Raw genomic sequence first — 22,482 nt, forward strand, 5'->3', positions numbered from 1 at the left:
AGTATAGATCTTACTCTTTCAAATATTTTCCTACGAAAAAAGTTCCGAAAGGCAGTAATGATAATAAACATATAATCGAAAATTCTTTAGCACTCCATTTTTGAGACTCCCATAAGAAATATGCTAAAATGATGTATACTACAAATAACAATCCATGTGGCATTCCTAACCACTTTACATAAGTATGATTATCGTATATATATTTAATTGGTGTAGCAATAAATAATAATAAGATATAAGAAAGTCCCTCTAATAAACTCACTACTTTAAATAGGTTAATCATAAAATTAAAAATTAGCAATTACACTTAATGATAAATTACGTCCTGGAGCAGATAATCCTGAAGCAAACTCTCGATAATGTTTATCGAAGATGTTGGATAATCTTCCTTGAAGTTTAAAATTTGTGTTCAATTTATATCCAGCATGAACCCCAACCGTTGCCCAACTAGGAGAGCCATAGAACTTATTAATGTCTTCCGTTGCATTTGGATCTACAATTGGCGTTAAATCATGATTATCGATACCTTCACTAATATTAAAATCTTCGATATGCTTCATAGCATTGAAACGAAAATTCACACCAGCTTCAACACTCTTATTCACATAATTCACGTCAAAGTTTCCGAATAAAGGTGGAATTGAAGACATTGGCTCGTTTGTGTCAAAAGTTTCTCCTTTTGTATATGTTATGGATCCACTAGTTGTCCAGTTTTTAAATAATTTACCTTGGTAATTTACTGTAAAACCAGTGACGTAAGCGTTTCCTTTATTCACGTTAGCTAAAATTTGACTATTTGCTGTTGTAAATGTTTCTCCATCATAATCTAAGGATAAACCAAGATCAGAAATTGCCTCTCTGTAGATATAGTTATCTAACAACATATAATACACATTTGCTCCAATTCTGAATTTTTTATTGTTGAAATATTTCTCAACACCAATTTCAGCATTATAAGCATGCTCCGGTTTTAAATCCACATTAGGAATGGTAAGTCGATTACTTTTCTCTCTAATTTTACCTACATCATCAATATTTGGCGATCTGAATCCAGAAGAAATAACTGCATTAAACTTCCATGTTTTCGCTGGTTTATAAACATAACCAATCGTTGCAGTTAGGGCAGTATTTGATAAACTAATATCTGAATCTGGTAGGGTTATAAAAGTATTGTCAATCCACTTTGCTCTTAACTGTGTATTTGTAAGTCTCGCTCCAAAGTTTAAGGTAGATTTCTTATTAATATCTTGTCTGTAATTCGCATATAACGCAGAACTAAGGTAGCTACTTCCACCATCAGGATATCTTGACTGTACAGCAAAGTCATCTGTAGAACCAACAATCTGATTGTTTATCACATTCAATTCTTTTCCAAAAGAATTAGAACTTACATCATTATAAGCCACTTCAAATCCATAACCTAAATTACGATTCCTAGCCAACTCCACAGAAAAATCTCCATTTAAACTATAAATATCAACTTTTTCTTCTCTGTAACTTCTTTCTAAACTTCCGAAACGGCGCTGGATTCTACTTTCTTTTATATTTTGATAGGCAAATGTAAATGTTCCTTCGTTTAACCATTTCTTTTTAGGATTAATAGTCAATTGAGGAGAAACTAAAAACCTGTCTTGTGGACCATAATACCATTCTGCAAACTTCAAAGATGAAGGATCATTAATATCAGTAACTTCAGTCATTCGATCGAACCTTGGAATATCGGAAGAAGTGGAATACTGAATATTTACTTTTAAATCTGTACCTCTAGAAAGAGGAACATAAAACTTCTGTAAAATATCTGTTTGATTATAACCCGTATTTCTTTGTGTAGCAGGGTCAGGATTTAATATCGGATTTGGATTATAATTTCCATTCAAATTATCAGAATAATAGAAAACTTTTCCCCAATCTTCAAAACCATGTGAACGATTCTCTCCCATTTTCAAATCACCAAACTCACTGTATGCAACACTTGTAAAGCTAGCCCATTTTGGAAAACGCAACTCAAAAGACGCTTGATTCGTTCTTTCATCATTCACTGTTGAATAACGAGAAAATAAACCTACTTTTACTTCCTTATCCTTTGATAGTTTAGGAGTTTTTGTGTAATAATGAATTGCTCCACCTAATGCATCAGAGCCATAAATTACAGATGAAGGACCAAAAACGACTTCAGTTTTATCTAACATATTTGGAGCTACGGTAATCGAATTTTGCAAATGTCCTTTACGATATATTGCATTATTCATTCGAACACCATCAACAACTAATAAAACTCTATTACTCTCCATACCACGTAAAACTGGACTACCTCCTCCTAATTGAGACCTTTGAACTCTAATTCCAGGGATTACTTCTAATATTTCAGCAGAAGTTTGTGGTGAAAGCTTTTGAATTTCCTTGGCATTAAAAACCTCTATTTGTTCTGCAATTCTATTAGCTTTTGCTTTTGCCTTTAAAACAGAGATAACAACTTCATCTAATTGCTCAGACTCTTTAGATAGATATACAACATTATTGTTTAAAAGTATATCTGATTTTCTCACGGAAAATTCAGCATAAGAAACATGAGAAAAATAAATGATTCCTTTAGAAAACTCAGAAATATCAACACGCCCATTTTTATTTGTAATAGCCGAAATAGACTTATCTAAATTATATAATGCTACAGCCTCAATTACTTTTCCTGTTTCACCGTCATAAACGGTAATTTGTTGTGAAAAAACGGTTGAAGAAAAACATAAAAAAAGTATGAAAATGCACCTCATGAGTTAACTAAAAACAGTTTCTAAAACGTCTAAAGATTTTGGTTTTTTAAAACCCTCCAAATGTAATTCAAAATATTGAATTATAACCCTTAGCAAGGTTTGTCTTTCTTTTTTATTGAAAGAAATTGTATGAATTGTATCAAAATTTATGCCTAACAGCCTTTTAAAAAGTATTAAATCGACATCTACTAGTGTTAATTTTTCATAGGCTCTAGTTGTGAAAGAACCTTCTAATAAATTAAACGCATTCGCAGATGAGTTAGACGTATCAGGATAAAAACCTAAATACTTGGAAAGGTTTAGGAGAAATAACAAATGAAAATTCGCAATTTCATCATGAGTATCCAGCCAAATAAGAGCGGTTTCAATATAGTTGAATAAACTTTCGTTTTTTTCTTCTTCTTGAATGATTGAAGATAAAATTTCCGATAAGAAAAGTACTATCGATTGCTTTTTAATTTCTAAGGGAATTCTTTCATAAGGACTGTAAACATTTGCCTCTCTGATAGAATTTAAATTTCCTTTGTTATTGTGACTTGCTGTTAAATTCAGTAAAGTTAGTGGTTGAAAGTATGCTGCTTTTAATTTGCCTTTTTTGGCCTTTAGAACACCTTTAATCATGTAACTTTTTATACCTTCTTCAAGTGTAAAACATTTCACAATCAAACTTGTATCACCATATTTAATAGAGCTAAAAACGATAGCTTTCGTTGTAAGAACCGCCATTAATTTACAATAGCTATTTTAGTAGTTGAAGTTTCTGTTCCATCATCGGTAACTAATAAAACAACATAAACTCCTGACGCAACTTTTTGGCCCGCTAAGTTTCTTTTGTTCCAAACAACTTTACCTCCTTGTACTTGTTGACCTTCCACAACATTTGTTTCATAAACTAAATTACCTGCCACATCCAAAATTTTAACATTCGTTCCTTTCGGAATATTGGTTCCGTTTCTACCTGCAATTGTTACTGATGAATGCGTATTTAAAACTGGGTTTGGATAAGCGTACACTTCTCCTAATTCGTTACCAAAAGGAGCTACTTGACTATTGTAAACTACAATACCTTTATCTGTAGCGAAATACACTTTCCCTGAAAACTCGTCTATGGCTATTTTAAGAATTTTATTAGATGGTAAAGGAGAATTGTCTTTATTAAAATTCGCCAATGTATTTTGTCCGCTTGGATTCGTATAAAGTACCCCTGCATTATCAGTTCCAAACCATTTATTATTTGCTCCATCTACTTTAATAGAGTTAATAGTTTGATCTCCTAATAACTTTTTTGGAATTCCTTCATCGAGAATAATAATTGGAGAAGCTTCATAAATTGTCGAATCAAAAATTCCGGAAGCATTACTAAACACAACTAATCCTGATTGGGTTCCAATCCAAAGTCGATTATTTTTATCAATAGCAATTGTTTTTGCAAAAGCATTAGGCAAGTTTCCTCTGGTTGGTTCGGTTGTTAAACCGCCTTTACGGTCGCCATTTTCGTTGTATGCAAAAACTCCATTCCTTCTGGTAGTTATCCAAACTGTGTTGGCATTATCAATAGCAACTTCACCTAAACCAGGTTTATTATCAATGTACAATTCATTAATATCATAATTCGTCCAAGTTCCTGAAGTTGATAGTTTTTTCAATCTGTTATTAGCTAATAAATTGGTAACCCATAAATTCCCATCTCTATCTAAAGCTGTCCCAGAAACACGAACAGTTACTCTATTTGGATCTAACGGAACAATGTCCTCTAACGGACTATTCAAATGATTGTAAAATCTCGCTATTTGATCATCAATAATTTCATATAAACCACCTGTTAATTTTGAATTTACAGCACCTGTATCTCCAAAAGAACTAATAAAAACTCGGTTATCACTATTTCTATCAATAGTAATATGAACTAAATCACCAAAAGGATCACCGGGATTAAAAGGTGTATTTATCCAATCTGCACCGTTGTAATGCGAATAACCTTGTCTTACTTGTGATGGCGTGAATGTTGTATCATATCCTCCATATACAACCCATAAACTATTATTATTCGCTTCAATAGAAAAAACATTATTTGAAAGTGGTCCTTGCGGATGAACTTCTGTGTAACTCTGAGATCCAATTGGTGCAAACAGAATTCCAAACTCTTGGGTTGCTAAAAAAGCAATATTATTGTTTACACCAGCCGAATTCAATGTAAAATCAAAAGTTGGACTTACCGAGTTACTTCCAACTAGTGCTAATGATTGATTGTACACATTGGCACTCGACCCAAGTGAAACAATTAATCTATTACTATCAACTTTTAGTTCTGAAATATCTTCAGAATACGAAAAAATACTCTGTTGCGTATTTCCGTTAAGTCTAATTAAATTTCTATTTGAAGAAACATATACATTTCCCTCGAATTCTACGATATGCTGAAAACCGCCATTAAAACGCAAAGTCCAATTATTAGAATCTAACAAACTTCCTCCATTAACATTTGCAACAAAAATTCCTGTATCAGTCGCTGCAAAAATCTCATTATTAGAAACTACGATATCATTGACATTTACGCTACTTGAACCTGGACCAATAAAATAAGTATCTCCAAATTCTAGTCTTTCAATATTATATACAATTACTGCAAAAGAAGTTGCTAATAAAAGTTCATCGTTAAATTGATAAATTGCATTTACTTGTTTAATTCCCGACTGGTTAAAATTTACAATATCAGGTGAAACAGTAACAGTTCCATCTCTATCTATAATTTCAATTAATCCATTATCATAACCAATAACTAATCTTTCATAAGTTTCATTATAAAAAATAGCAGAAGTAGTTTCTCCTGAAAGTCCATTTACCGATGATAATTTTTGAGTTTCTTGGGTTTGTAAATCATAGGTGAAAACTGCATTATCAGCTAAAGCATATACAACATCACCAGAAATAGTAAAATCTTTAATGTTATTGTACGAAAAAAAATCTTCCCACTGAGTACTAAAATCTGTTTGTGAATAGGAAACAATTGAAAATAAAGCGAATAAAAAAGTAGTGATTTTCTTCATAATCTGGTCAAAGATATTTAATAATAACGACAAAAGCGATACATTCGTACAAATTTGAAACGACTTGTATGAGTATTGAAATAGAGCGAAAATTCTTAGTAAAAGATCACAGTTTTAAAGAGGACGCTTATCAGCGTAATTATATAAAACAAGGATTCTTAAATTCTGATAAGGAACGAGTTGTTCGTGTTCGTATTAAGGATGAAAAAGGTTTTTTAACAGTAAAAGGAAAATCGAATGATTCAGGTACATCTCGTTTTGAATGGGAAAAAGAAATTAGCAAAGCAGAAGCAAATGATTTAATGAACTTATGCGAAAAAGGAATTATTGAAAAATACCGCTACTTAGTTAAAATTGGAAATCATATTTTTGAAGTAGATGTTTTTCTTGGAGACAATTTAGGGTTAATTGTTGCTGAAGTAGAACTTGCTTCAGAAAATGAAAATTATATCTGTCCTAAATGGTTAGGAGAAGAAGTCACTGGAAAACCAGCATATTATAATTCTAACTTGAATAAGAAGCCTTATTGTGAGTGGTAAGTTTTAAATATATTCCGCTAAAAAATATTTTAACTTACCTCTATCTTTAGGTTTTAAATCACCTTCGAAATAAGAATATACCATGGGATTTTCATCTCCACTAATTTTGAAATACCAAAACATATATCCTTGGTGCATCATAAAAACAAAATCGTCTTCCCTCAAAAAATCTTTTACATTATTCTCATTTAACAACTCCTTTGCCCATAAATTCAAATCTTCAACGCCATTGAATACATCCGTTCCTACTAAACCATGAGGTAACTTCTTTTGATATTTAGAAAAGAAATCAATATAAACTATCGGAAAACTAATGTTTTTCTTAGCTTCATAATCCTTTAATAGTTGCATGCTTTTTACAGATTTATAATTTATAAATCGCCCAAAAATGACTGAAACTACCAAGCAAAACAAACACATGAAATATGGCGTGGTTAAACGGAATTTTTTTAATGGAATATAAAATAGCTCCAATAGTATAAAAAACTCCTCCAGTAATTAAATAAGTTGCTCCTAATTCAGATAAACTATCCATAAGTGGAGAAATAAAAAAGACGACTAACCAACCCATTACCACATACATTACGGTAGAAACATGCTCTAACTTTCCAGTAAAAAATAGTTTGAAAATAATTCCAACCAAAGCAATTACCCATACTAGTAAGAACATATTCCAACCTAATTTTGATTGCAATGCTACAATACAAAATGGAGTATAACTTCCAGCTATTAAAACAAAAATCGCAGCATGATCAAAGACTTTAAGTTTGGCTCTTTTTTCAAGGTTTTTAGCATTATGATATAAAGTTGAAGCGGCATACAACAACATCATAGATAACCCGAAAATAATAAAGCTTGCACTTTCCCAAAACGACACATAACGCATTGATTTTATTACTAAAAAAATAAAACCAACACTACTTGCAACGAATCCAAAACCATGAGTTAGAATATTTAAAAACTCTTCTTTTTGACTGTAATCGTTAAGTAGTTTGTTATTGCTCATGTTTCTTAGCTGCTAAAGTATATTTCATATACTTTTTATCGTTTATCAATTCGTTGTAAATTAAATCGAATGTTTTGTTTTTTAGTGGTATTCTATCTTCTAAAGATAACCCTTCTGTAAGAATAAATTTACATTGTTTTGCTCTTAATTTTTTCGGACCACCTTTAAAAATATTCCAAGAGAAAGAACTTTTACAATCGAAATATACTTGAGGAACAATTGGAATTTGATGTTCTATTGCTAAACTAAAAGCTCCATTTTTAAAAGGTGCTAGCACTACTTCTTCATCTGGTACTAACCCTTCTGGATAAATAGCGACACTAGTTCCATATCTTAATCGCTTTTTCGCCAAACCATATACTTTTCTTCTACTGTTAGCGCTTCCTCTGTCAACCATTATTACCACTCTCTTATAAAAAAAGCCAAAAATTGGAATCTTTACTAATTCCTTTTTTCCAACAAAAACAATTGGATTTTTACTCATTATGGCCATTAACCAAATATCAAAAAATGAAGCATGATTTGCACAAAACACATAACTCTTGTCTCTGTCTATTTCCTCTTCTTTTTCAATTTCAACTCTACAACCCATACCGTATAATAAATAGAACGAAAAAAAACGAACTAAACTCCAAAAATATGGGTATAATTTTTCACTTGAAGACAGTGCAATTAACAACGGAGACATGAACAAAATCCCAGCAAACATCAATACATAAAACCATGCACGCCAAAGAAACAAGAAAGGAATTTTTATGTACTTCATATTCGCTAATGTAGTAATTTCTTTTGTTTGATAGATTTAAACGTTACTTTTGTTTTCGCAAAAAATCAACAAGTTTCAAAAGCTTATTTTGAAAAAACTTATAAAGTAAAAAATACAATGTCTAGGATCTTAACTGGTGTACAAAGTACAGGAACTCCACACTTAGGAAATTTATTAGGTGCTATTTTACCTGCTATAAAAATGGCAAATAAGCCAGAAAACGAATCGTTTTTATTTATTGCAGATATGCACTCTTTAACTCAAATTAAAGACGGAAATCAATTACGTGAAAACACTTACAGTACAGCTGCTACTTGGTTAGCTTGTGGTATTGATGTGAATAAAACAGTTTTTTATCGTCAGAGTGATATTCCTGAAGTTACTGAATTGACATGGTATTTGAATTGTTTTTTTCCATATAACAGGTTAAAACTTGCACATAGTTTTAAAGATAAAGCAGACCGTTTAGAGGATGTTAATGCTGGTTTATTTACGTATCCAATGTTAATGGCTGCTGATATTTTATTATACGATGCAGAAATAGTTCCTGTTGGAAAAGATCAATTACAGCATTTAGAAATGACTAGAGATGTTGCTGAAAGATTGAATAATGTTGTAGGTGAAACTTTAGTTCCGCCTCAAGCAAAAATTCAAGAACACACACAATTAGTTCCTGGAATTGATGGAGAAAAAATGAGTAAATCTCGTGATAACGTAATCAATATCTTTTTACCAGACAAAAAGTTACGTAAGCAAATTATGAAAATTCAAACGGATAGTACTCCGTTAGAAGAACCAAAAAACCCAGATACTGATAATGTTTTTGCTCTATACAAGTTATTAGGTTCTGAAGAGCAAATTGCTGAAATGCGAACAAATTACGAAGGAGGAAACTATGGTTATGGACATGCTAAGCAAGCTTTATATGAGTTAATTATAGAGAAATTTGCTGATGTTAGAGCAAAGTATAACCATTATATGGAAAACAAAAATGAGATTGACGAAGCTTTAGCCATTGGAGCAGAAAAAGCTAGAAAAGTAGCTCAAGATGTTTTACAACGCGTTCGTGCTAAAGTGGGTTACTAGTTTCAGACTAAAAATCTAAAATATATTAACACCTGTGTATTCTTTAAAAACTGAATTCGTAGGTGTTTTTCTTTTTCAAGAAGTGATCATTTAGAATAAAAAGCTAAACATTCGGAAAACCGATTAGATCAAATTCTTCTAAAAGTCATAAATTAGTTTCGCATAAAAGACGCCAGATGTTCAAAACACTCTTTAATCTCTAACATCTTAAATTTATAGTTGTCTTTTAAAAAATCAACAATGAAGAATACAATTATCCTTTTACTACTATTCATTAGCAATTATTCTTTTTCGCAAGAGGCATGTAAATGTTCTAAAGATTTAGATTTTATAATTACTTATTACGAAAACAATCTTCCAGGGTTTAAAGACAATGTAAATTCCAAAACAAAAGATACATACGCTTCTTTAAAAACTAGTTTAAAAACCGAAGCAGAAAAAGCTGAAACGAAAAGCGATTGCTATAAATTAACTTTACAATTCGTTGAGTTTTTCAGAGATAATCATTCTTCTATTTACATGCGAAGTGAAAATATTGATGATTCAAATGAAGAGCAAGTACAGCAATTTTTAGCATCAAAAACATTTACTTCAAGAGAACTAATTCCTGAAGATCAAATTGATCAAAACCAATATCCATTAGATGATATTAGAGGTATTTATGAAATAAAAGGAGCCTACAAAATTGCGGTTATTCCCAATAAAACAGCTCTTAGAGATTATGTTGGTGTTATTCTGGAATCTAAAACTAAACTTTGGAAAGCGGGACAGGTAAAATTTGAACTTAAAAAGACGGAGGTTCAACATGAATTTCAAGCGATTTCATATCTTAAAAATCATGCTCTAGAATATGATAGTAGATTCTCTTTAAAAGAAGGAGTTTTAGGTGATTTCTGGTTTAAAACCTCACTTGAAAAACAAGTCAATCATGCTACGGATGTTTCCTATAAGTTTGATTTTAAAACAGTAAACGATAGCATTGCTTATTTGAAAATTCCGACGTTCTCTGGAGGAAGAAGTGCAAAGATAGATTCACTATACGATGCATCATTCAACACAATCAGAACAAAACCTTATTTGATAATTGATGTTCGCAATAATGGTGGTGGAAGTGATGCTAATGTAGACCCATTATTAGAGTTTATTTATACTAACAAAATTAAAACCGACAAAGTAGATTTATACATTACAAAAGACAATATTAAAATTTGGGAAAGATGGTATACAAACGCGAAAGAAGATACTATTAATTTTAGTGAAGATCGTGTGAAGTGGTTTGCAAAACGATTAAAGAAAATGAAAAAAGCACGATTAAATTCATTCATGTCTGTTTCTAAAGGCGAAAAAATAAGTAAAAATTATAAATCGAACGCTGTACAAAAAGTAGCAATTCTATATAATAAAAATTGTGTTAGTTCTTGTGAAGCGTTGTTGTTCTTAGCACAACAAAGCTCAAAAACAATTTTAGTTGGTGAAAATTCTGGAGGATATGTTGGCTATGGAGAAGTTGGAGCGGTATACACGCCCTGTTATAACTTTACCTTAACCTGTACATCAAGTAGATATAAAAAACAACGCGCGTATGAAGTGATTGGCATTGCTCCAAATCATTATCTAAATAACATAAAAAGTTGGGTTGATCAAACCATTGAACTTTTGAAGAAACAATAAACTAATAAAACCGAAGTCAAAGGCTTCGGTTTTTTAGTCCTTAGTATATTTTAAAATTTCATGTTGCTGTTCAGTGGTTAACTGTGGATACCTCTGACTATGTCGCTCAGAATTCAAATACTTCTTTAAAGAAAGTGAATCCAAATTTATATTTCTCAATGCTGGTCCAATCATATGTTTGTCCAATTTATGACAAGAAGCACAATTTGCATTAAAAAGCTTTCTTCCCTCTCTTTTATCTTTACTAATTTTATCTATTGTGTCTACAACACCGCACTCTAATAGTTCGTTATTAGAATTTGAAAACAACAAAGAATAAAAAAGCATCATCATGATAGTTATGAATACTACCATGTATGATGAGAATATTTTTTTTTTATACTCAAATTAAAACTATGGCGCCGGATTCGGTCTTGCTGTATGTACAGCTTCGATTTCCTCTAAAATCTCTTCAGATAAATCGATGTTAATAGAACCGATATTCTCCTTTAATTGATCCATTTTTGTAGCGCCAATAATGTTACTTGTTACAAATGGTAATTGATTGATATACGCTAATGATAATTCAGACAACGTCAATCCGTGTTTCTCAGCAATTGCTAAATATGCTCGAACTGCTTCTTGAGATCCGTCGCCCATATAACGAGCAATAAAACGAGGGAATAATGTTCCTCTTGCTCCTTTTGGCTGACCACCATCTAAATACTTTCCAGAAAGTACTCCTTGTGCTAATGGAGAATACGCTAATAATCCAATATTTTCACGCATTGAAACTTCTGACATCCCATATTCATAACCACGGTGGATTAATGAATATGAATTTTGGATTGTTGCCATTCTTGGTAATCCTTTCTGTTCAGCAGCTTGTAAATACTTCATCGTTCCCCAAGGAGTTTCATTTGATAATCCAACGTGTTTTATCTTTCCTTGTTTAATTAATTCCTGAAGTGTTTCTAAAATCTCAATATGATCTTCTGCTTCTTTTGTTGACGTTTTGTATGGATAATCTCTAACACCAAAACAATTTACACCTCTGTTCGGCCAGTGCAATTGATATAAATCGATATAATCTGTTTGTAAACGCTTTAAACTTCCTTCAACAGCTTCAATAATATTTTGACCTGTTAATCCTCCTGATCTAATATGAGCAGTATACGCTCCACCTCCAGCAATTTTAGAAGCTAAAACTACCTTCTCTCTATTTCCAGTTTTCTTAAACCAGTTTCCAATAATTTTTTCTGTTGCACCATACGTTTCTGGTGTTGCAGGAACAGAATATAATTCTGCCGTGTCAAAAAAGTTTACACCTTGTTCTAAAGCGTAATCCATTTGTTCGAAACCCTCTGCTTCTGTATTTTGATTTCCCCATGTCATAGTTCCTAAACATATTTTAGAAACTTTTACATCAGTATTTGGTAACGTTGTATATTTCATTTATTTCTTTTAGTTATTGAATTAAAACGATTAAAAAAATGTTGAGTATAAGTATTATCTATTTTTAATCGTTCATTTGAATTTCCCTCATTATAAAGAAAATCAGATAATTTATATTCACTATTCTCTATTCTATTAAATTCTATAGAAGATGGGTTTATTAAAATAAATTTACCTTTTTCCGTCTGATTTATTTGACCTTGTAAGTCCTTAATAGAATACTTTTCATTGGTCGAAACATTCACGTATAAATTACCATTTTCTATTTTATAATAAACAGGAATCCGTTCACCTAAATAATATGAAAATCTATAAATACGATTTTTTGTTACAAACCATTCCTCATAATCCCATTCAGCTCCTTCTACAACTTCTTTATTCCTTTTTAAAAAGCTCCAGTTCCCTTTGATATCGACTTCTTTTTTTACTTCACAGCAGTTAAATAACGCTATTATGAAAATAAAAATCGACACTTTCCTCATCGGTTGATTCCTATTAGTTTAAAATAGCATCAATTCCTGGTAAGGTTTTTCCTTCTAAGCTTTCTAACATAGCTCCTCCACCAGTTGACACATAACTTACTTTATCTGCAAATCCAAATTGTTTTACCGCTGCTACAGAATCTCCTCCTCCAACTAAAGAGAACGCTCCGTTTTTAGTTGCTGCGTCAATTGCATTTCCTAGTTCAATTGTTCCTTTTGCAAAGTTCTCCATTTCAAAAACTCCTAAAGGTCCATTCCATAAAATGGTTTTAGAGTTCGCTAAAACTTCTGCAAACTTTTTAGATGTTTCTGGTCCAACATCTAATCCCATCCAACCATCAGGAATTTCATTAGTATTCACTTTTTGTGTATTTGCATCGTTTGCAAAATTATCCGCAATAACAGCATCTACTGGTAAGTGAATTTCAGTATTTTTCTCTTTCGCAATTTTTAAAATATCTAAAGCTAACTGTAACTTATCTTCTTCAACTAAAGAATTTCCAATTGATCCACCTAAGGCTTTTACAAATGTGAACGTCATTCCTCCACCAACAATAATATGATCTACTTTCTCAATAATATTTTCAATCACACCAATTTTAGAAGATACTTTTGCTCCTCCTAAAATTGCAGTTACAGGCTTTTCAGAGTTGTTTAATACTTTATCTATACTTTCAATTTCTTTCGCTAATAAAGACCCAAAACATTTGTTTTTTGGAAAAAATTGTGCAATTACTGCTGTTGATGCATGAGCTCTATGAGCAGTTCCAAAAGCATCATTTACATACACATCTCCTAACTTTGAAAGTTGTTCTGCAAAGGCAACACCTCCTGCTTTTTCTTCACCGTGAAAACGTAAATTTTCTAATAATAAAATCTCACCGTTTTGTAATCCAGCTACTGCTTCTTCAACACTAGCTCCAACACAATCGTTTACGAACTTTACTTGTACACCAATTACTTCGCTTACCTTATCAACAATATGCTGTAAAGAGAATTTTTCATCAACTCCTTTTGGACGACCTAAATGAGACATTAATACACAGCTTCCACCATCTTCTAATATTTTAATAATAGTTGGTTTTGCTGATTGGATTCTGGTATCATCCGTTACTAGAAATTCATCGTTTAACGGCACATTAAAATCTACACGGATTAATGCTTTTTTATCTTTAAAATTAAAATCGTTGATTGTCTTCATTGCTTCGGTTTTTAAGAAGTTTGCTTTTTTGATTTCTAGCAAAAATAATTATTCTAAATTAGAAAAAACGCGATTAAAAAAGCATATTTCGTTATTTTTATAACGAAAACGTTTGCAAAAAATCTGTTCAACTTATTGCTACACCTAATGCTAATTTTCACACAAACTTCTACTGAAACTGAGCTTCATCAAATATTGGGGTTGCAACAGAAAAACTTGCCTAAAGTTTTAAGTGATGAAGAAAAAAAGCAAGAAGGTTTTGTTACTGTTGAACATGATTTTGAAACGCTTTTTCAAATGCATGAAATTCATCCACATATTATTGCAAAATACAACGATAAAGTTGTTGGATATGCTTTATCAATGTCAACCGTTTTTAAAGATTCCATTCCTGCTTTAATTCCTATGTTTACAGAATTGGAAAAGTTAAACATTGATCAGAATTTTATCATTATGGGGCAGGTTTGTGTGGATAAAGAACATCGTGGTAAAGGAATCTTCCGAAGTTTATATGAAAAAATGAGTGCTGTTTTTACCGAAAAGTATTCTAGTATTATAACCGAAATCGATGCTGAAAACATTCGCTCGATAAATGCTCATAAGGCTATAGGATTTAAAACTATTTCTGAATATCCTGCTAATAACCAGGTTTGGAAAATTGTTGCGATGGAAATTTAATTTGTTATTTTTAAACAAAAATGCACAATGAAAAAATTTCACCTATTAACTATTTTATTATTCTCAACTTTACGAACTTTCGCTTGTAGTTGTGAACCAATTCCATTTAACCAAGCTGTAGAATGGGCTGATGAAATCTTTGTTGGAAGATTAATTGAAGTAAAAGAACTCTTCAATGAATCATATCCTGAAGCACCGAACCAAAAGCATACTACACACTGGTCTGCGACTTTTGAAATTGAAAAAAAATGGAAAGGCTCAAGAAAGAAATATATTACAATATATCAAGATGGAAATAGTTGTGGATTTAACTTTACCAATATAAATCAAAATTATCTGGTTTACGCTGAGAATAAATCGATCTTAGGAGTTTATACTACACCAACAACTTGGCTGTGCTCTCGAACTATTAATGAATATAATTCTAGTGAAAAAAGCAACTATAAACCTGATCAGGAAAAATTAGATGCAAAATTTCCAGAAACAATAAACTTATATAATTTTAATTTGTTTTCATGGTCTTATTTCTATCCTTTAAGTATATTTTTGATTGGTTTGTTTATCGGTAGAAAAACTAAAAAGGCAACTCACTAGGTTCTACAAAATCAATTTCCTGATTGTAAATCTCTCTTATAAGAATTTTCATCTCATCAATAAAAGCGTACACTCTTTCTGGTGTTACATTAAAATCTTCACCTCTAAACTTCTCTGAAAAATTAAGTTTCATAAATCCTGATTGTAACTTTTTAAAGGAAACTATTCCTGCCTGCATCTCAGCATTTTCATTAATGTTTTCACTTTCCAGATACATAAATGCATATAATAACACCTGAATAGCTTTACTGTATTTAAAATCACGGATTTCTTCTAAAAACGGAACCTTCAAATCTGAAGGTTTTACACTTCCGGTTTTATAATCAATAATTCTGGCAACACCATTTAATTGATCAATTCTATCAACCTGTCCATGAATTTTAATTGGAAAATCAATTTCATCAATGTGAATATAAGCTTCGTAATCTTTTTCTATTCCGAGAATTTTCAATTCATTCGATTCATCTTTTAATAAATCTATTTCTTGATTTAAGAAATTACTAACGAAACGAGTTGCCACCTCAAAAATCAATCGGTTTTTACCTGTAGAAACATCTCCATTTTTAAAATGAATGGCAAAGTTTCGAAGAACAAATTCCTTAATTTTAGGTTTCATTTCCTTCACATTTTCCAACTGAATGAATTTTCCTAAATAAGGTTCGTATAATTCTCTTAATGTTTCGTGAACTACAGTTCCTAAAGTATTAAAAGCAACTTCTTCCTCAATTTCATCAAACTCCTTAATTTTTAGAACTTTTTGTTGATAGAAAGCAATCGGATTATATAAATAATTCGTTAATGCCGAAGGAGAAATTCCCTTCTTGGCTAGTTCTTTAAGTTTTAGTAAAACCGCCTCGTTTTTTTGTATTTCTTTTTTGAATTCGGCATTCGTCGTTACTTTCGGACTTATAAATCGACTGGTAATATTTTTCTTTAACAACTCAAGTTGTCCTATAAATCTACTTTTCTCTCCACCTCCAAAAGAATCACTTTCAGTGTTATAAACTAGATAAATATTTTTTGCTCTCTGTAATAACCTAAAAAAGTGATAAGAGAAAATTGCATCTTTTTCACGATACGTTGGCAATCCGAATTGAACTTTTACATCAAACGGAATAAAAGAGGTTTGTTTTGAATTTCCTGGAAGAATACCTTCATTTACGGAAGTTAATATTACCGTTTCAAAATCTAACAAACGAGTTTCTAACATTCCCATTAACTGCAATCCAGCTAATGGTTCTCCTTGGAAAGAAATGGTTTCTGAAGTAATTAATTGTTTAAAAAACTGATATAACGTCTTCAAATCTGAAAAGTAACCAAATTCTTTTTGCAAATTATTTAATTGCATAAAAGCGGTGTAGTAACGAAATAAAAATTCTTTTTCTAAACCAGAAACTATTGCTTTTAGTTGATCAATAAGTGCAATAATTTTATTTAAAAACCCTCTTACGTCATTACTATTTAAAAAAAGACTTCCAACTAATTCTTGAACCGAACTTTCTGTTTTTTGTAAAAATCTATCTATAAATTCTTTACTTACAAAAGTATGATTGTTGTTGTGAATTGCAGAAGTAATTTCATCTGAAACAGAAATTTCATTCACTATTAATAATCGATGTAATAATGGTTGTTTCATTACTTTAATTACATCTTTATAATAAAATTCTTTACTCCCCTTTTTTTGTAATTTTTCTTGAGAAATAAACAATTGAAAGATAGATAAAAACAAACTTGTCAGGGGAATATCTTTCAACGGATATCCCATTGTTATATTGATGGAAGAAACACTTTCTGGAAGAGAATTTAACGAAATTGGTAACAAGGTTTCATCAGACAAAACCAGAGCTGTATTGTTGTGGTTTTCCATATCTGATAATAACTCGCCCACATATTTCATTTGAGAAATATTCTTTGCAGCACCTATTAATTGGATGTTCTTATTTCCATTGAAGTAATTACTCGGCATTTTTAATTCCTCCTTTTCGTAATACTTCCATGAACTCAGATACTTTCTAATAAAATTCCCCGCTTGATGAGTTGAATTCAAAAATGTTTCATCTATATCCCAGTAAACTTCGGTATTTCCTTGAATAAGCATTTCTTTCAATAAGAATTCTTCTGCTTTGTTAAGTGCATTAAAACCAATGAAATAGAATTTTTTCGAACTATTATTTTCTAAAAACTGATGAATATTTTTGGTTGCTTCTCGATACATACATCCCTGATAACCAATTTTATTCTCTAATAAAAACGCATACAAAGCATTGTAATATTCATTCAACTTCTCCATGAAAGCAAAGTGATTTTTCATCAATTCTGTTTCTTGGATAGTTCCTTTTACAGACCAATTTTTTAAACGCTGAATATCTCTGATATACACAAATACATCTTCTGTATTTACCAAATGCTGATCAATCTCATTAAAGTCTTGAATTACCGTAAAAGCCCATGAAGCAAATGCATCAAATGAATCAGGATTAACTTCTTGTTCTTTGTAAATTTTGTAGAAGTAAAATAAAAGCTGAATACTATCTATTTTTCGTATTCCCGAAACCTTCTGAGTGAATTCTTCAATATTTATTATTTCAGGTAAAAACCCAGTTATTTGCGATTCTTTAAATGCTTGTTTTACAAAAACACCTGCACGATTAGACGGCAAAATAAATGTGACATTTTCGAAACTATTTGTTGTTTTTAAAATGTCTTCAATTGTCTCCTGAATAAATGTTTTCATAGATCTAAAGTACAATAATTATGTTATTTTTGGTTTAGAATCAAATCAAATGAATACACTACATATTTCTTTATTACAGGCAGATTTATCCTGGGAAAATGTCCAAGAAAACATTAACTATTTTACCGAACAAATAGATAAAATAAGTAATGATTTGGACCTGATTGTTTTACCTGAAATGTTTACTACTGGATTTTCAATGAATGCAAAAGAACTCGCCGAAGAAATGAATGGAAAAACTGTAAACTGGATGCGAGAAACAGCAATAAAAAAACAAAGTGCAGTAGTAGGAAGTGTAATCATTTCAGAAAATAAGAATTTTTACAACCGTCTCTTTTTTGTTTTTCCTTCAGGTGAACTTCAATACTATGATAAAAAACACACTTTCACTTTAGCCAAAGAGCATGAAACTTATAACTCAGGTTCAAATAAATTAATTGTAGAATACAAAGGTTGGAAAATTTGCCCGCTTATTTGTTACGATTTACGTTTTCCTGTTTGGGCAAGAAATGTGGAAGATTATGATTTGTTGATTTACGTAGCAAGTTGGCCAGAAAAAAGAATTAATGCTTGGGATACATTATTAAAAGCCAGAGCTATTGAAAATATGAGTTATACAATAGGTGTAAATAGAATAGGTAAGGACGGTAATAATTACGATTATGTTGGTCATTCTATACTTTTTGATTGTTTAGGAAATCCATTATCTCAAGAACAGAACGAACGTCAGGAAACTATTTCTGTTCAGATAGAAAAAGAGTCTCAAGGTGAAATTAGAAATAAACTTGGATTCCTGAAGGATAAAGACAAGTTCAAACTTGTCTAATCAATTTTACTATCTTAGCAATCTTAAAAAATTATAAAAAAAACATGAAAAAAATAATTATTTTAGTATTCTTTACATTAATAATTTCTTTAAGTTTTTGGTCTTGTAAATCTAATTTAAATAGCGACAAGCCTTTTATAAATAAGGAGAAAACAATAAAAATTTCATCTAAAAAGCCTGTTGAATTTAGTATGGTTTTAAATGGAAAACTTACTGAAAATTTAAAAACACCATATAAATTTAAGTTTAGTGAAGACTTTGGTTATTTTGTTTTTAAACCTAAAGACATAAATGATTTTTTAGAGGTCGACGTAACTGACTCTAATGGTAGTATAAATTCTTATTACGATGGAGTTTCATTATTAAACATTGAAAATGGTACAATGAGAGTATTCGGAATGTAATCCTATAAAACAAAAGCTCTGCAACAAAGGCTTAGTAACTTTCATGAATAGAAACTATTCCTTATTCTTGTTTTTAATGATGATTACTCATCAAGTTTTATCCCAAGAAAGTAACGATAAATTTTGGATTGGTTTAAACTACGGGCAGGCGAATCAAGATAATATTATTTTAAACGATCCTGATTATGCTTACAAAAATGAATTCTTTAAGTTTCAAATAAACTACTTACTGTCTGACAATAAAAGATGGAACTACGAACTAACTATTGAACCTAGTATTTATTTTGTAAAATATCAGTTGTTAAATGAACAGTTTATTCGTCCTTCAACCCCAAATTATCTTGAATTAAGGGCACTATTTACTCAAAAAAGAAGATTTAATGAGTATGCCTTAAATCTAGGTATTATAGTTAGATATAACATTTTGAAAAATTTCAGCACTTATATACAAGGAAGTGTAGGGCCAATGATTTCCGGAGATGATACTGAACGTTTGAAAAAGGGATTCGCTTTCTCCGACATTCTAGGGCTAGGGTTTTCATATTCAAAACAAAAACTACGATTTGACTTTCGTTTTACTTTGCGACATAATTCAAACTTAGATTTTGCCTTCCCAAATAGTGGACATAATAGTGCTGGGATAGAAACCGGAATCTCGTTTAATTTATAATAGTTATAAGTTCTAAAATCATATAAGTTTTCAGGAAATCTATGGAAACATGCAACTACAGGCGGCTGGCATTTTATTTCTTTACCTATCTCTGTTACAAAAGAAATTAGAACGCAAAACCAATGGATGGAAGAAGACTGGGGAAGATTAAAAACAACATCTAAAATTCAAGATTTAGCATGGGAAACTGCAATTTAGTATGACACAAAGCACGCTACATATTTACTCCCTATAAAAGCTTCGATTCGTCAAAAATTAAAACTTCAAATTGATGATAATATTGAAGTTTCTCTTTCAGTTTAAAACAATAAAAAAGCAACCTAAATTAGGTTGCTTTTTTTTATGCTGGTATCATCCATTTAAAATTAAACTTTGTATCAGGAATTACAATACGTTCTGTAATTCGATACATTCTATCTGGAAGTTTCATTAAATAATCTCTAGCTTTTTCCGCTTCTGCTGTTAAACCAGTAATTTTATCTATTTCCCAAGTTTCATTCAACTTTTTCAAAATATCTACGTAATCAAATCCAGTGTAAACTCCGATTCGTTGTGCAACAGTTGAAAAATCATCAAATAAACTTCCTTTTGCATTGAAAGACTCACGTAAATGCATTGCTGGCATAACAATTTTATGCCTCATCATTTTTTCAAAAGCCAACATCATTTCACTAGGATCAATTTTGAAAATCTCACTCACAAAAGCAGTATAAGCCTTATGATGTCTCATTTCATCTCCTGCAATAATCTTAGACATTCTTGCTAGTAATTTATGTCCTTTCTTACGAGCTATTTTTGCTACATTATTATGGGAAACATACGTAGCTAATTCCTGGAAACTTGTGTATACGAAGTTTTTATATGGATCAGTAGAAGTTCCAATATCAAATCCATCCGCAATTAAATGCTGCGTAGAAATTTCAACTTCTCTCATATTTACTCTACCAGATAAATACAAATATTTATTTAAAACGTCTCCATGACGGTTTTCTTCAGCCGTCCAAGCTCTTACCCATTTCGACCATCCGTTCTCAGGATCTTGTTCAACTCCGTCTAATTCCATTAACCAAGATTCGTATGTTGGTAAAGCTTCTTCTGTAATTGTATCACCAATTAAAACAGTCCAAAAATCATCGTCTAACTCCTTAGAAATTTCTTGAATTTCTTTTACTTCTTCAATAAAGTTTTCACTTTGTGAATTTGGGAGAAAGTCGGTTGGCTGCCAAATTTTTTCAATTGGAATTAAAAAATCATCAACAAAACCATGGATTTTACTTTCCAAGGTTTTCATCACTTCTTTTCTTATATTGTGTATTGACATATGTCTGTTACGGGATTAATATTAGTTAATTGTTTGTTGTTTGTTGTACCTTTTCTTTATTCCGCAATTCCAGACTTAACAGTTAATTCTACTTTTTTTAATAAATCTTCAAACGAGATGCCATTAACCTTTATAGGTTCGTGAGTTTCAATTGTTATTGGACTTCCAATTCCTAATGGAAATTTACCATACTTAAATACTTTCCAAGAGTTGTTTATGCTTAAAGGAACTACATATGCTTCCGGATTGTATTTAACTAGCATTTTAAGCCCATTTGAAGCAAAACTCTTAGGTTTTCCGTTTCTACTTCTTGTTCCTTCAGGAAATATTGTTGCAGACCAATTGTTTTCTTTAATTCTTTTTGAGAAATTAATCATTTCTGCTATTGCCTGTTTCTTATCTTTTCTGTCAATTAACGCAGCTCCTCCATACTTTAAGTTGAATGAAATACTTGGAATACCTTTACCCAACTCAACTTTAGATACAAATTTAGGACAATGTTTCCTGAAAAACCAAATGATTGGAGGAATATCAAACATACTTTGATGGTTTGAAACAAAAATAACTGTTTGATTTTCTGGGATATCATATTTGTTCTTAACTCTCACTGGAATTCCTAAAATCAAAAGTGACTTTACAAGAAACCAATTCATAATATTGACTACTTTCTGATGACCCTCCTGACCACCTAACTTTAATCCTATCCATTGTATAGGATGGAAGATTAGTAATATGATAAAAAAGACAATGGCAAATACTGTAGATAACAGATAACTTATAATTTTCATTTTTAAAAAAATAAGATTCCCGCAGCAAAGCGGGAATAAAAATATTATACTTTAGAGCCAGTTAGACCAAGGTATTCGTGATAAAATAAACACCAATCCTAGACCGTAGAACAAAGCAAAAGTTTTAAACTTTGATTCACTTTTAACTTTCTTTTTATGTTTTGACCATCCCATGGTAATTAATACAATTGCAAGAATCATCATAATTGGATGCTCAACTGCCAATAATCTATTTGAACTATCAATTCCACTTGCTTTCATTGATTTGTACCATGGTGACATAAAATACCAACCTAAACCAATTAATAGTTGAATATGAGTTGTAATTAAAGTGAACAGTCCTAAGCGGAAATCTTTATGAGTAAATTCTTTTTTCTTTACTAAACCAATAACTGCATTAATAACTGCATAAATTAAAACAGCTAATACAATATAGGCCCAATAAGAATGGATAACTTTCATCATGA

At 31.0% G+C, this 22,482-nt stretch carries 24 protein-coding genes; 9 read left to right on the forward strand and 15 right to left on the reverse strand.

Annotated elements, in window-relative coordinates:
* Positions 1 to 10: 10 nt before the first annotated feature.
* Genes BTO06_RS15255 through porZ form a run of 4 tightly spaced genes read right to left on the reverse strand, consistent with a single transcriptional unit; the run spans position 11 to position 5,815 of the window.
* The gene (locus BTO06_RS15255) at positions 11 to 283 is read right to left on the reverse strand and encodes a DUF3817 domain-containing protein (RefSeq protein WP_100926129.1); all 273 of its coding nucleotides are present in this window, start codon (positions 281 to 283) and stop codon (positions 11 to 13) included.
* A gap of 4 nt (positions 284 to 287) precedes the next feature.
* Positions 288 to 2,768 (reverse strand): TonB-dependent receptor, encoded by a 2,481-nt coding sequence (locus BTO06_RS15260; protein ID WP_100926130.1) that lies wholly within the window; start codon positions 2,766 to 2,768, stop codon positions 288 to 290.
* Positions 2,769 to 2,771: 3 nt separating this feature from the next.
* Positions 2,772 to 3,494, reverse strand: coding sequence for a DNA repair protein RecO (gene recO / locus BTO06_RS15265; RefSeq protein ID WP_100926131.1), 723 nt, complete (start codon positions 3,492 to 3,494; stop codon positions 2,772 to 2,774).
* A complete protein-coding gene (gene porZ / locus BTO06_RS15270) occupies positions 3,494 to 5,815 on the reverse strand; it encodes a type IX secretion system anionic LPS delivery protein PorZ (RefSeq protein ID WP_100926132.1) in 2,322 nt (773 codons plus the stop codon). Before porZ ends, recO begins: the two co-directional genes overlap by 1 nt.
* Positions 5,816 to 5,883: 68 nt before the next feature.
* Between porZ and BTO06_RS15275 the strand changes: the two genes are divergently transcribed.
* Positions 5,884 to 6,354, forward strand: coding sequence for a CYTH domain-containing protein (locus BTO06_RS15275; protein WP_100926133.1), 471 nt, complete (start codon positions 5,884 to 5,886; stop codon positions 6,352 to 6,354).
* Between the two features lie 3 nt (positions 6,355 to 6,357).
* Here the strand turns inward: BTO06_RS15275 and BTO06_RS15280 are convergent, their stop codons facing one another.
* From BTO06_RS15280 to BTO06_RS15290, 3 genes are read right to left on the reverse strand one after another with little or no spacing between them, the layout of a single operon-like run.
* Positions 6,358 to 6,705: an SMI1/KNR4 family protein gene (locus BTO06_RS15280; RefSeq protein WP_100926134.1), complete on the reverse strand. Its 348-nt coding sequence runs from the start codon at positions 6,703 to 6,705 to the stop codon at positions 6,358 to 6,360.
* 13 nt (positions 6,706 to 6,718) lie between these two features.
* Entirely contained in the window at positions 6,719 to 7,360 is a 642-nt protein-coding gene (gene trhA, locus BTO06_RS15285) for a PAQR family membrane homeostasis protein TrhA (protein WP_100926135.1), read from the reverse strand.
* Positions 7,350 to 8,126 carry a lysophospholipid acyltransferase family protein gene (locus BTO06_RS15290; protein WP_100926136.1) on the reverse strand — a complete coding sequence of 259 codons (777 nt, stop codon included), beginning with the start codon at positions 8,124 to 8,126 and terminating at the stop codon, positions 7,350 to 7,352. The genes trhA and BTO06_RS15290 overlap by 11 nt, the downstream gene beginning before the upstream one ends.
* Before the next feature lie 117 nt (positions 8,127 to 8,243).
* On the opposite strand from BTO06_RS15290, the gene trpS reads away from it, so the two are divergent.
* Positions 8,244 to 9,212: a tryptophan--tRNA ligase gene (gene trpS, locus BTO06_RS15295; protein WP_100926811.1), complete on the forward strand. Its 969-nt coding sequence runs from the start codon at positions 8,244 to 8,246 to the stop codon at positions 9,210 to 9,212.
* Positions 9,213 to 9,452: 240 nt separating this feature from the next.
* Positions 9,453 to 10,883 (forward strand): S41 family peptidase, encoded by a 1,431-nt coding sequence (locus BTO06_RS15300; protein ID WP_100926137.1) that lies wholly within the window; start codon positions 9,453 to 9,455, stop codon positions 10,881 to 10,883.
* A 33-nt stretch (positions 10,884 to 10,916) separates the two neighbouring features.
* Here the strand turns inward: BTO06_RS15300 and BTO06_RS15305 are convergent, their stop codons facing one another.
* Genes BTO06_RS15305 through BTO06_RS15320 form a run of 4 tightly spaced genes read right to left on the reverse strand, consistent with a single transcriptional unit; the run spans position 10,917 to position 14,000 of the window.
* The gene (locus BTO06_RS15305; RefSeq protein WP_232731473.1) at positions 10,917 to 11,237 is read right to left on the reverse strand and encodes a c-type cytochrome; all 321 of its coding nucleotides are present in this window, start codon (positions 11,235 to 11,237) and stop codon (positions 10,917 to 10,919) included.
* 39 nt (positions 11,238 to 11,276) lie between these two features.
* Positions 11,277 to 12,317, reverse strand: coding sequence for an NADP(H)-dependent aldo-keto reductase (locus BTO06_RS15310; protein WP_100926138.1), 1,041 nt, complete (start codon positions 12,315 to 12,317; stop codon positions 11,277 to 11,279).
* Positions 12,314 to 12,790, reverse strand: coding sequence for a hypothetical protein (locus BTO06_RS15315; RefSeq protein ID WP_157811884.1), 477 nt, complete (start codon positions 12,788 to 12,790; stop codon positions 12,314 to 12,316). The genes BTO06_RS15310 and BTO06_RS15315 overlap by 4 nt, the downstream gene beginning before the upstream one ends.
* A 22-nt stretch (positions 12,791 to 12,812) precedes the next feature.
* Positions 12,813 to 14,000, reverse strand: a complete 1,188-nt coding sequence (locus BTO06_RS15320; protein WP_100926813.1) for a phosphoglycerate kinase — start codon at positions 13,998 to 14,000, stop codon at positions 12,813 to 12,815.
* A gap of 147 nt (positions 14,001 to 14,147) precedes the next feature.
* Between BTO06_RS15320 and BTO06_RS15325 the strand changes: the two genes are divergently transcribed.
* Both BTO06_RS15325 and BTO06_RS15330 read left to right on the forward strand, forming a co-directional pair.
* A complete protein-coding gene (locus BTO06_RS15325) occupies positions 14,148 to 14,678 on the forward strand; it encodes a GNAT family N-acetyltransferase (RefSeq protein ID WP_100926140.1) in 531 nt (176 codons plus the stop codon).
* Positions 14,679 to 14,705: 27 nt separating this feature from the next.
* A complete protein-coding gene (locus BTO06_RS15330) occupies positions 14,706 to 15,272 on the forward strand; it encodes a hypothetical protein (protein WP_100926141.1) in 567 nt (188 codons plus the stop codon).
* On the opposite strand, the gene BTO06_RS15335 is transcribed toward BTO06_RS15330, so the two are convergent.
* Positions 15,253 to 18,006: a PD-(D/E)XK nuclease family protein gene (locus tag BTO06_RS15335; RefSeq protein WP_100926142.1), complete on the reverse strand. Its 2,754-nt coding sequence runs from the start codon at positions 18,004 to 18,006 to the stop codon at positions 15,253 to 15,255. The genes BTO06_RS15330 and BTO06_RS15335 overlap by 20 nt on opposite strands.
* A gap of 49 nt (positions 18,007 to 18,055) precedes the next feature.
* Here BTO06_RS15335 and BTO06_RS15340 point away from each other — a divergent pair, with 49 nt between their 5' ends.
* The 4 genes from BTO06_RS15340 to BTO06_RS19020 all read left to right on the forward strand — a co-directional run bounded on the left by BTO06_RS15340 (position 18,056) and on the right by BTO06_RS19020 (position 20,104).
* Positions 18,056 to 18,832 carry an amidohydrolase gene (locus BTO06_RS15340; protein WP_100926143.1) on the forward strand — a complete coding sequence of 259 codons (777 nt, stop codon included), beginning with the start codon at positions 18,056 to 18,058 and terminating at the stop codon, positions 18,830 to 18,832.
* A gap of 44 nt (positions 18,833 to 18,876) precedes the next feature.
* On the forward strand, positions 18,877 to 19,236 hold the full coding sequence (locus BTO06_RS15345; protein WP_100926144.1) for a hypothetical protein: 360 nt from the start codon (positions 18,877 to 18,879) through the stop codon (positions 19,234 to 19,236).
* A 43-nt stretch (positions 19,237 to 19,279) separates the two neighbouring features.
* Positions 19,280 to 19,906, forward strand: a complete 627-nt coding sequence (locus BTO06_RS15350) for an acyloxyacyl hydrolase (protein ID WP_100926145.1) — start codon at positions 19,280 to 19,282, stop codon at positions 19,904 to 19,906.
* An 87-nt stretch (positions 19,907 to 19,993) separates the two neighbouring features.
* Positions 19,994 to 20,104 (forward strand): hypothetical protein, encoded by a 111-nt coding sequence (locus BTO06_RS19020; protein ID WP_443081495.1) that lies wholly within the window; start codon positions 19,994 to 19,996, stop codon positions 20,102 to 20,104.
* Positions 20,105 to 20,246: 142 nt separating this feature from the next.
* Here BTO06_RS19020 and BTO06_RS15360 read toward each other — a convergent pair whose 3' ends face one another.
* From BTO06_RS15360 to BTO06_RS15370, 3 genes are read right to left on the reverse strand one after another with little or no spacing between them, the layout of a single operon-like run.
* The gene (locus BTO06_RS15360; protein WP_100926146.1) at positions 20,247 to 21,227 is read right to left on the reverse strand and encodes an acyl-ACP desaturase; all 981 of its coding nucleotides are present in this window, start codon (positions 21,225 to 21,227) and stop codon (positions 20,247 to 20,249) included.
* A 56-nt stretch (positions 21,228 to 21,283) separates the two neighbouring features.
* Positions 21,284 to 22,015, reverse strand: a complete 732-nt coding sequence (locus BTO06_RS15365; RefSeq protein ID WP_100926147.1) for a lysophospholipid acyltransferase family protein — start codon at positions 22,013 to 22,015, stop codon at positions 21,284 to 21,286.
* Between the two features lie 51 nt (positions 22,016 to 22,066).
* Positions 22,067 to 22,477: a hypothetical protein gene (locus BTO06_RS15370; RefSeq protein WP_100926148.1), complete on the reverse strand. Its 411-nt coding sequence runs from the start codon at positions 22,475 to 22,477 to the stop codon at positions 22,067 to 22,069.
* Positions 22,478 to 22,482: the final 5 nt, after the last annotated feature.

The sequence above is a fragment of the Tenacibaculum sp. SZ-18 genome, assembly GCF_002813915.1.
Lineage (GTDB): Bacteria > Bacteroidota > Bacteroidia > Flavobacteriales > Flavobacteriaceae > Polaribacter.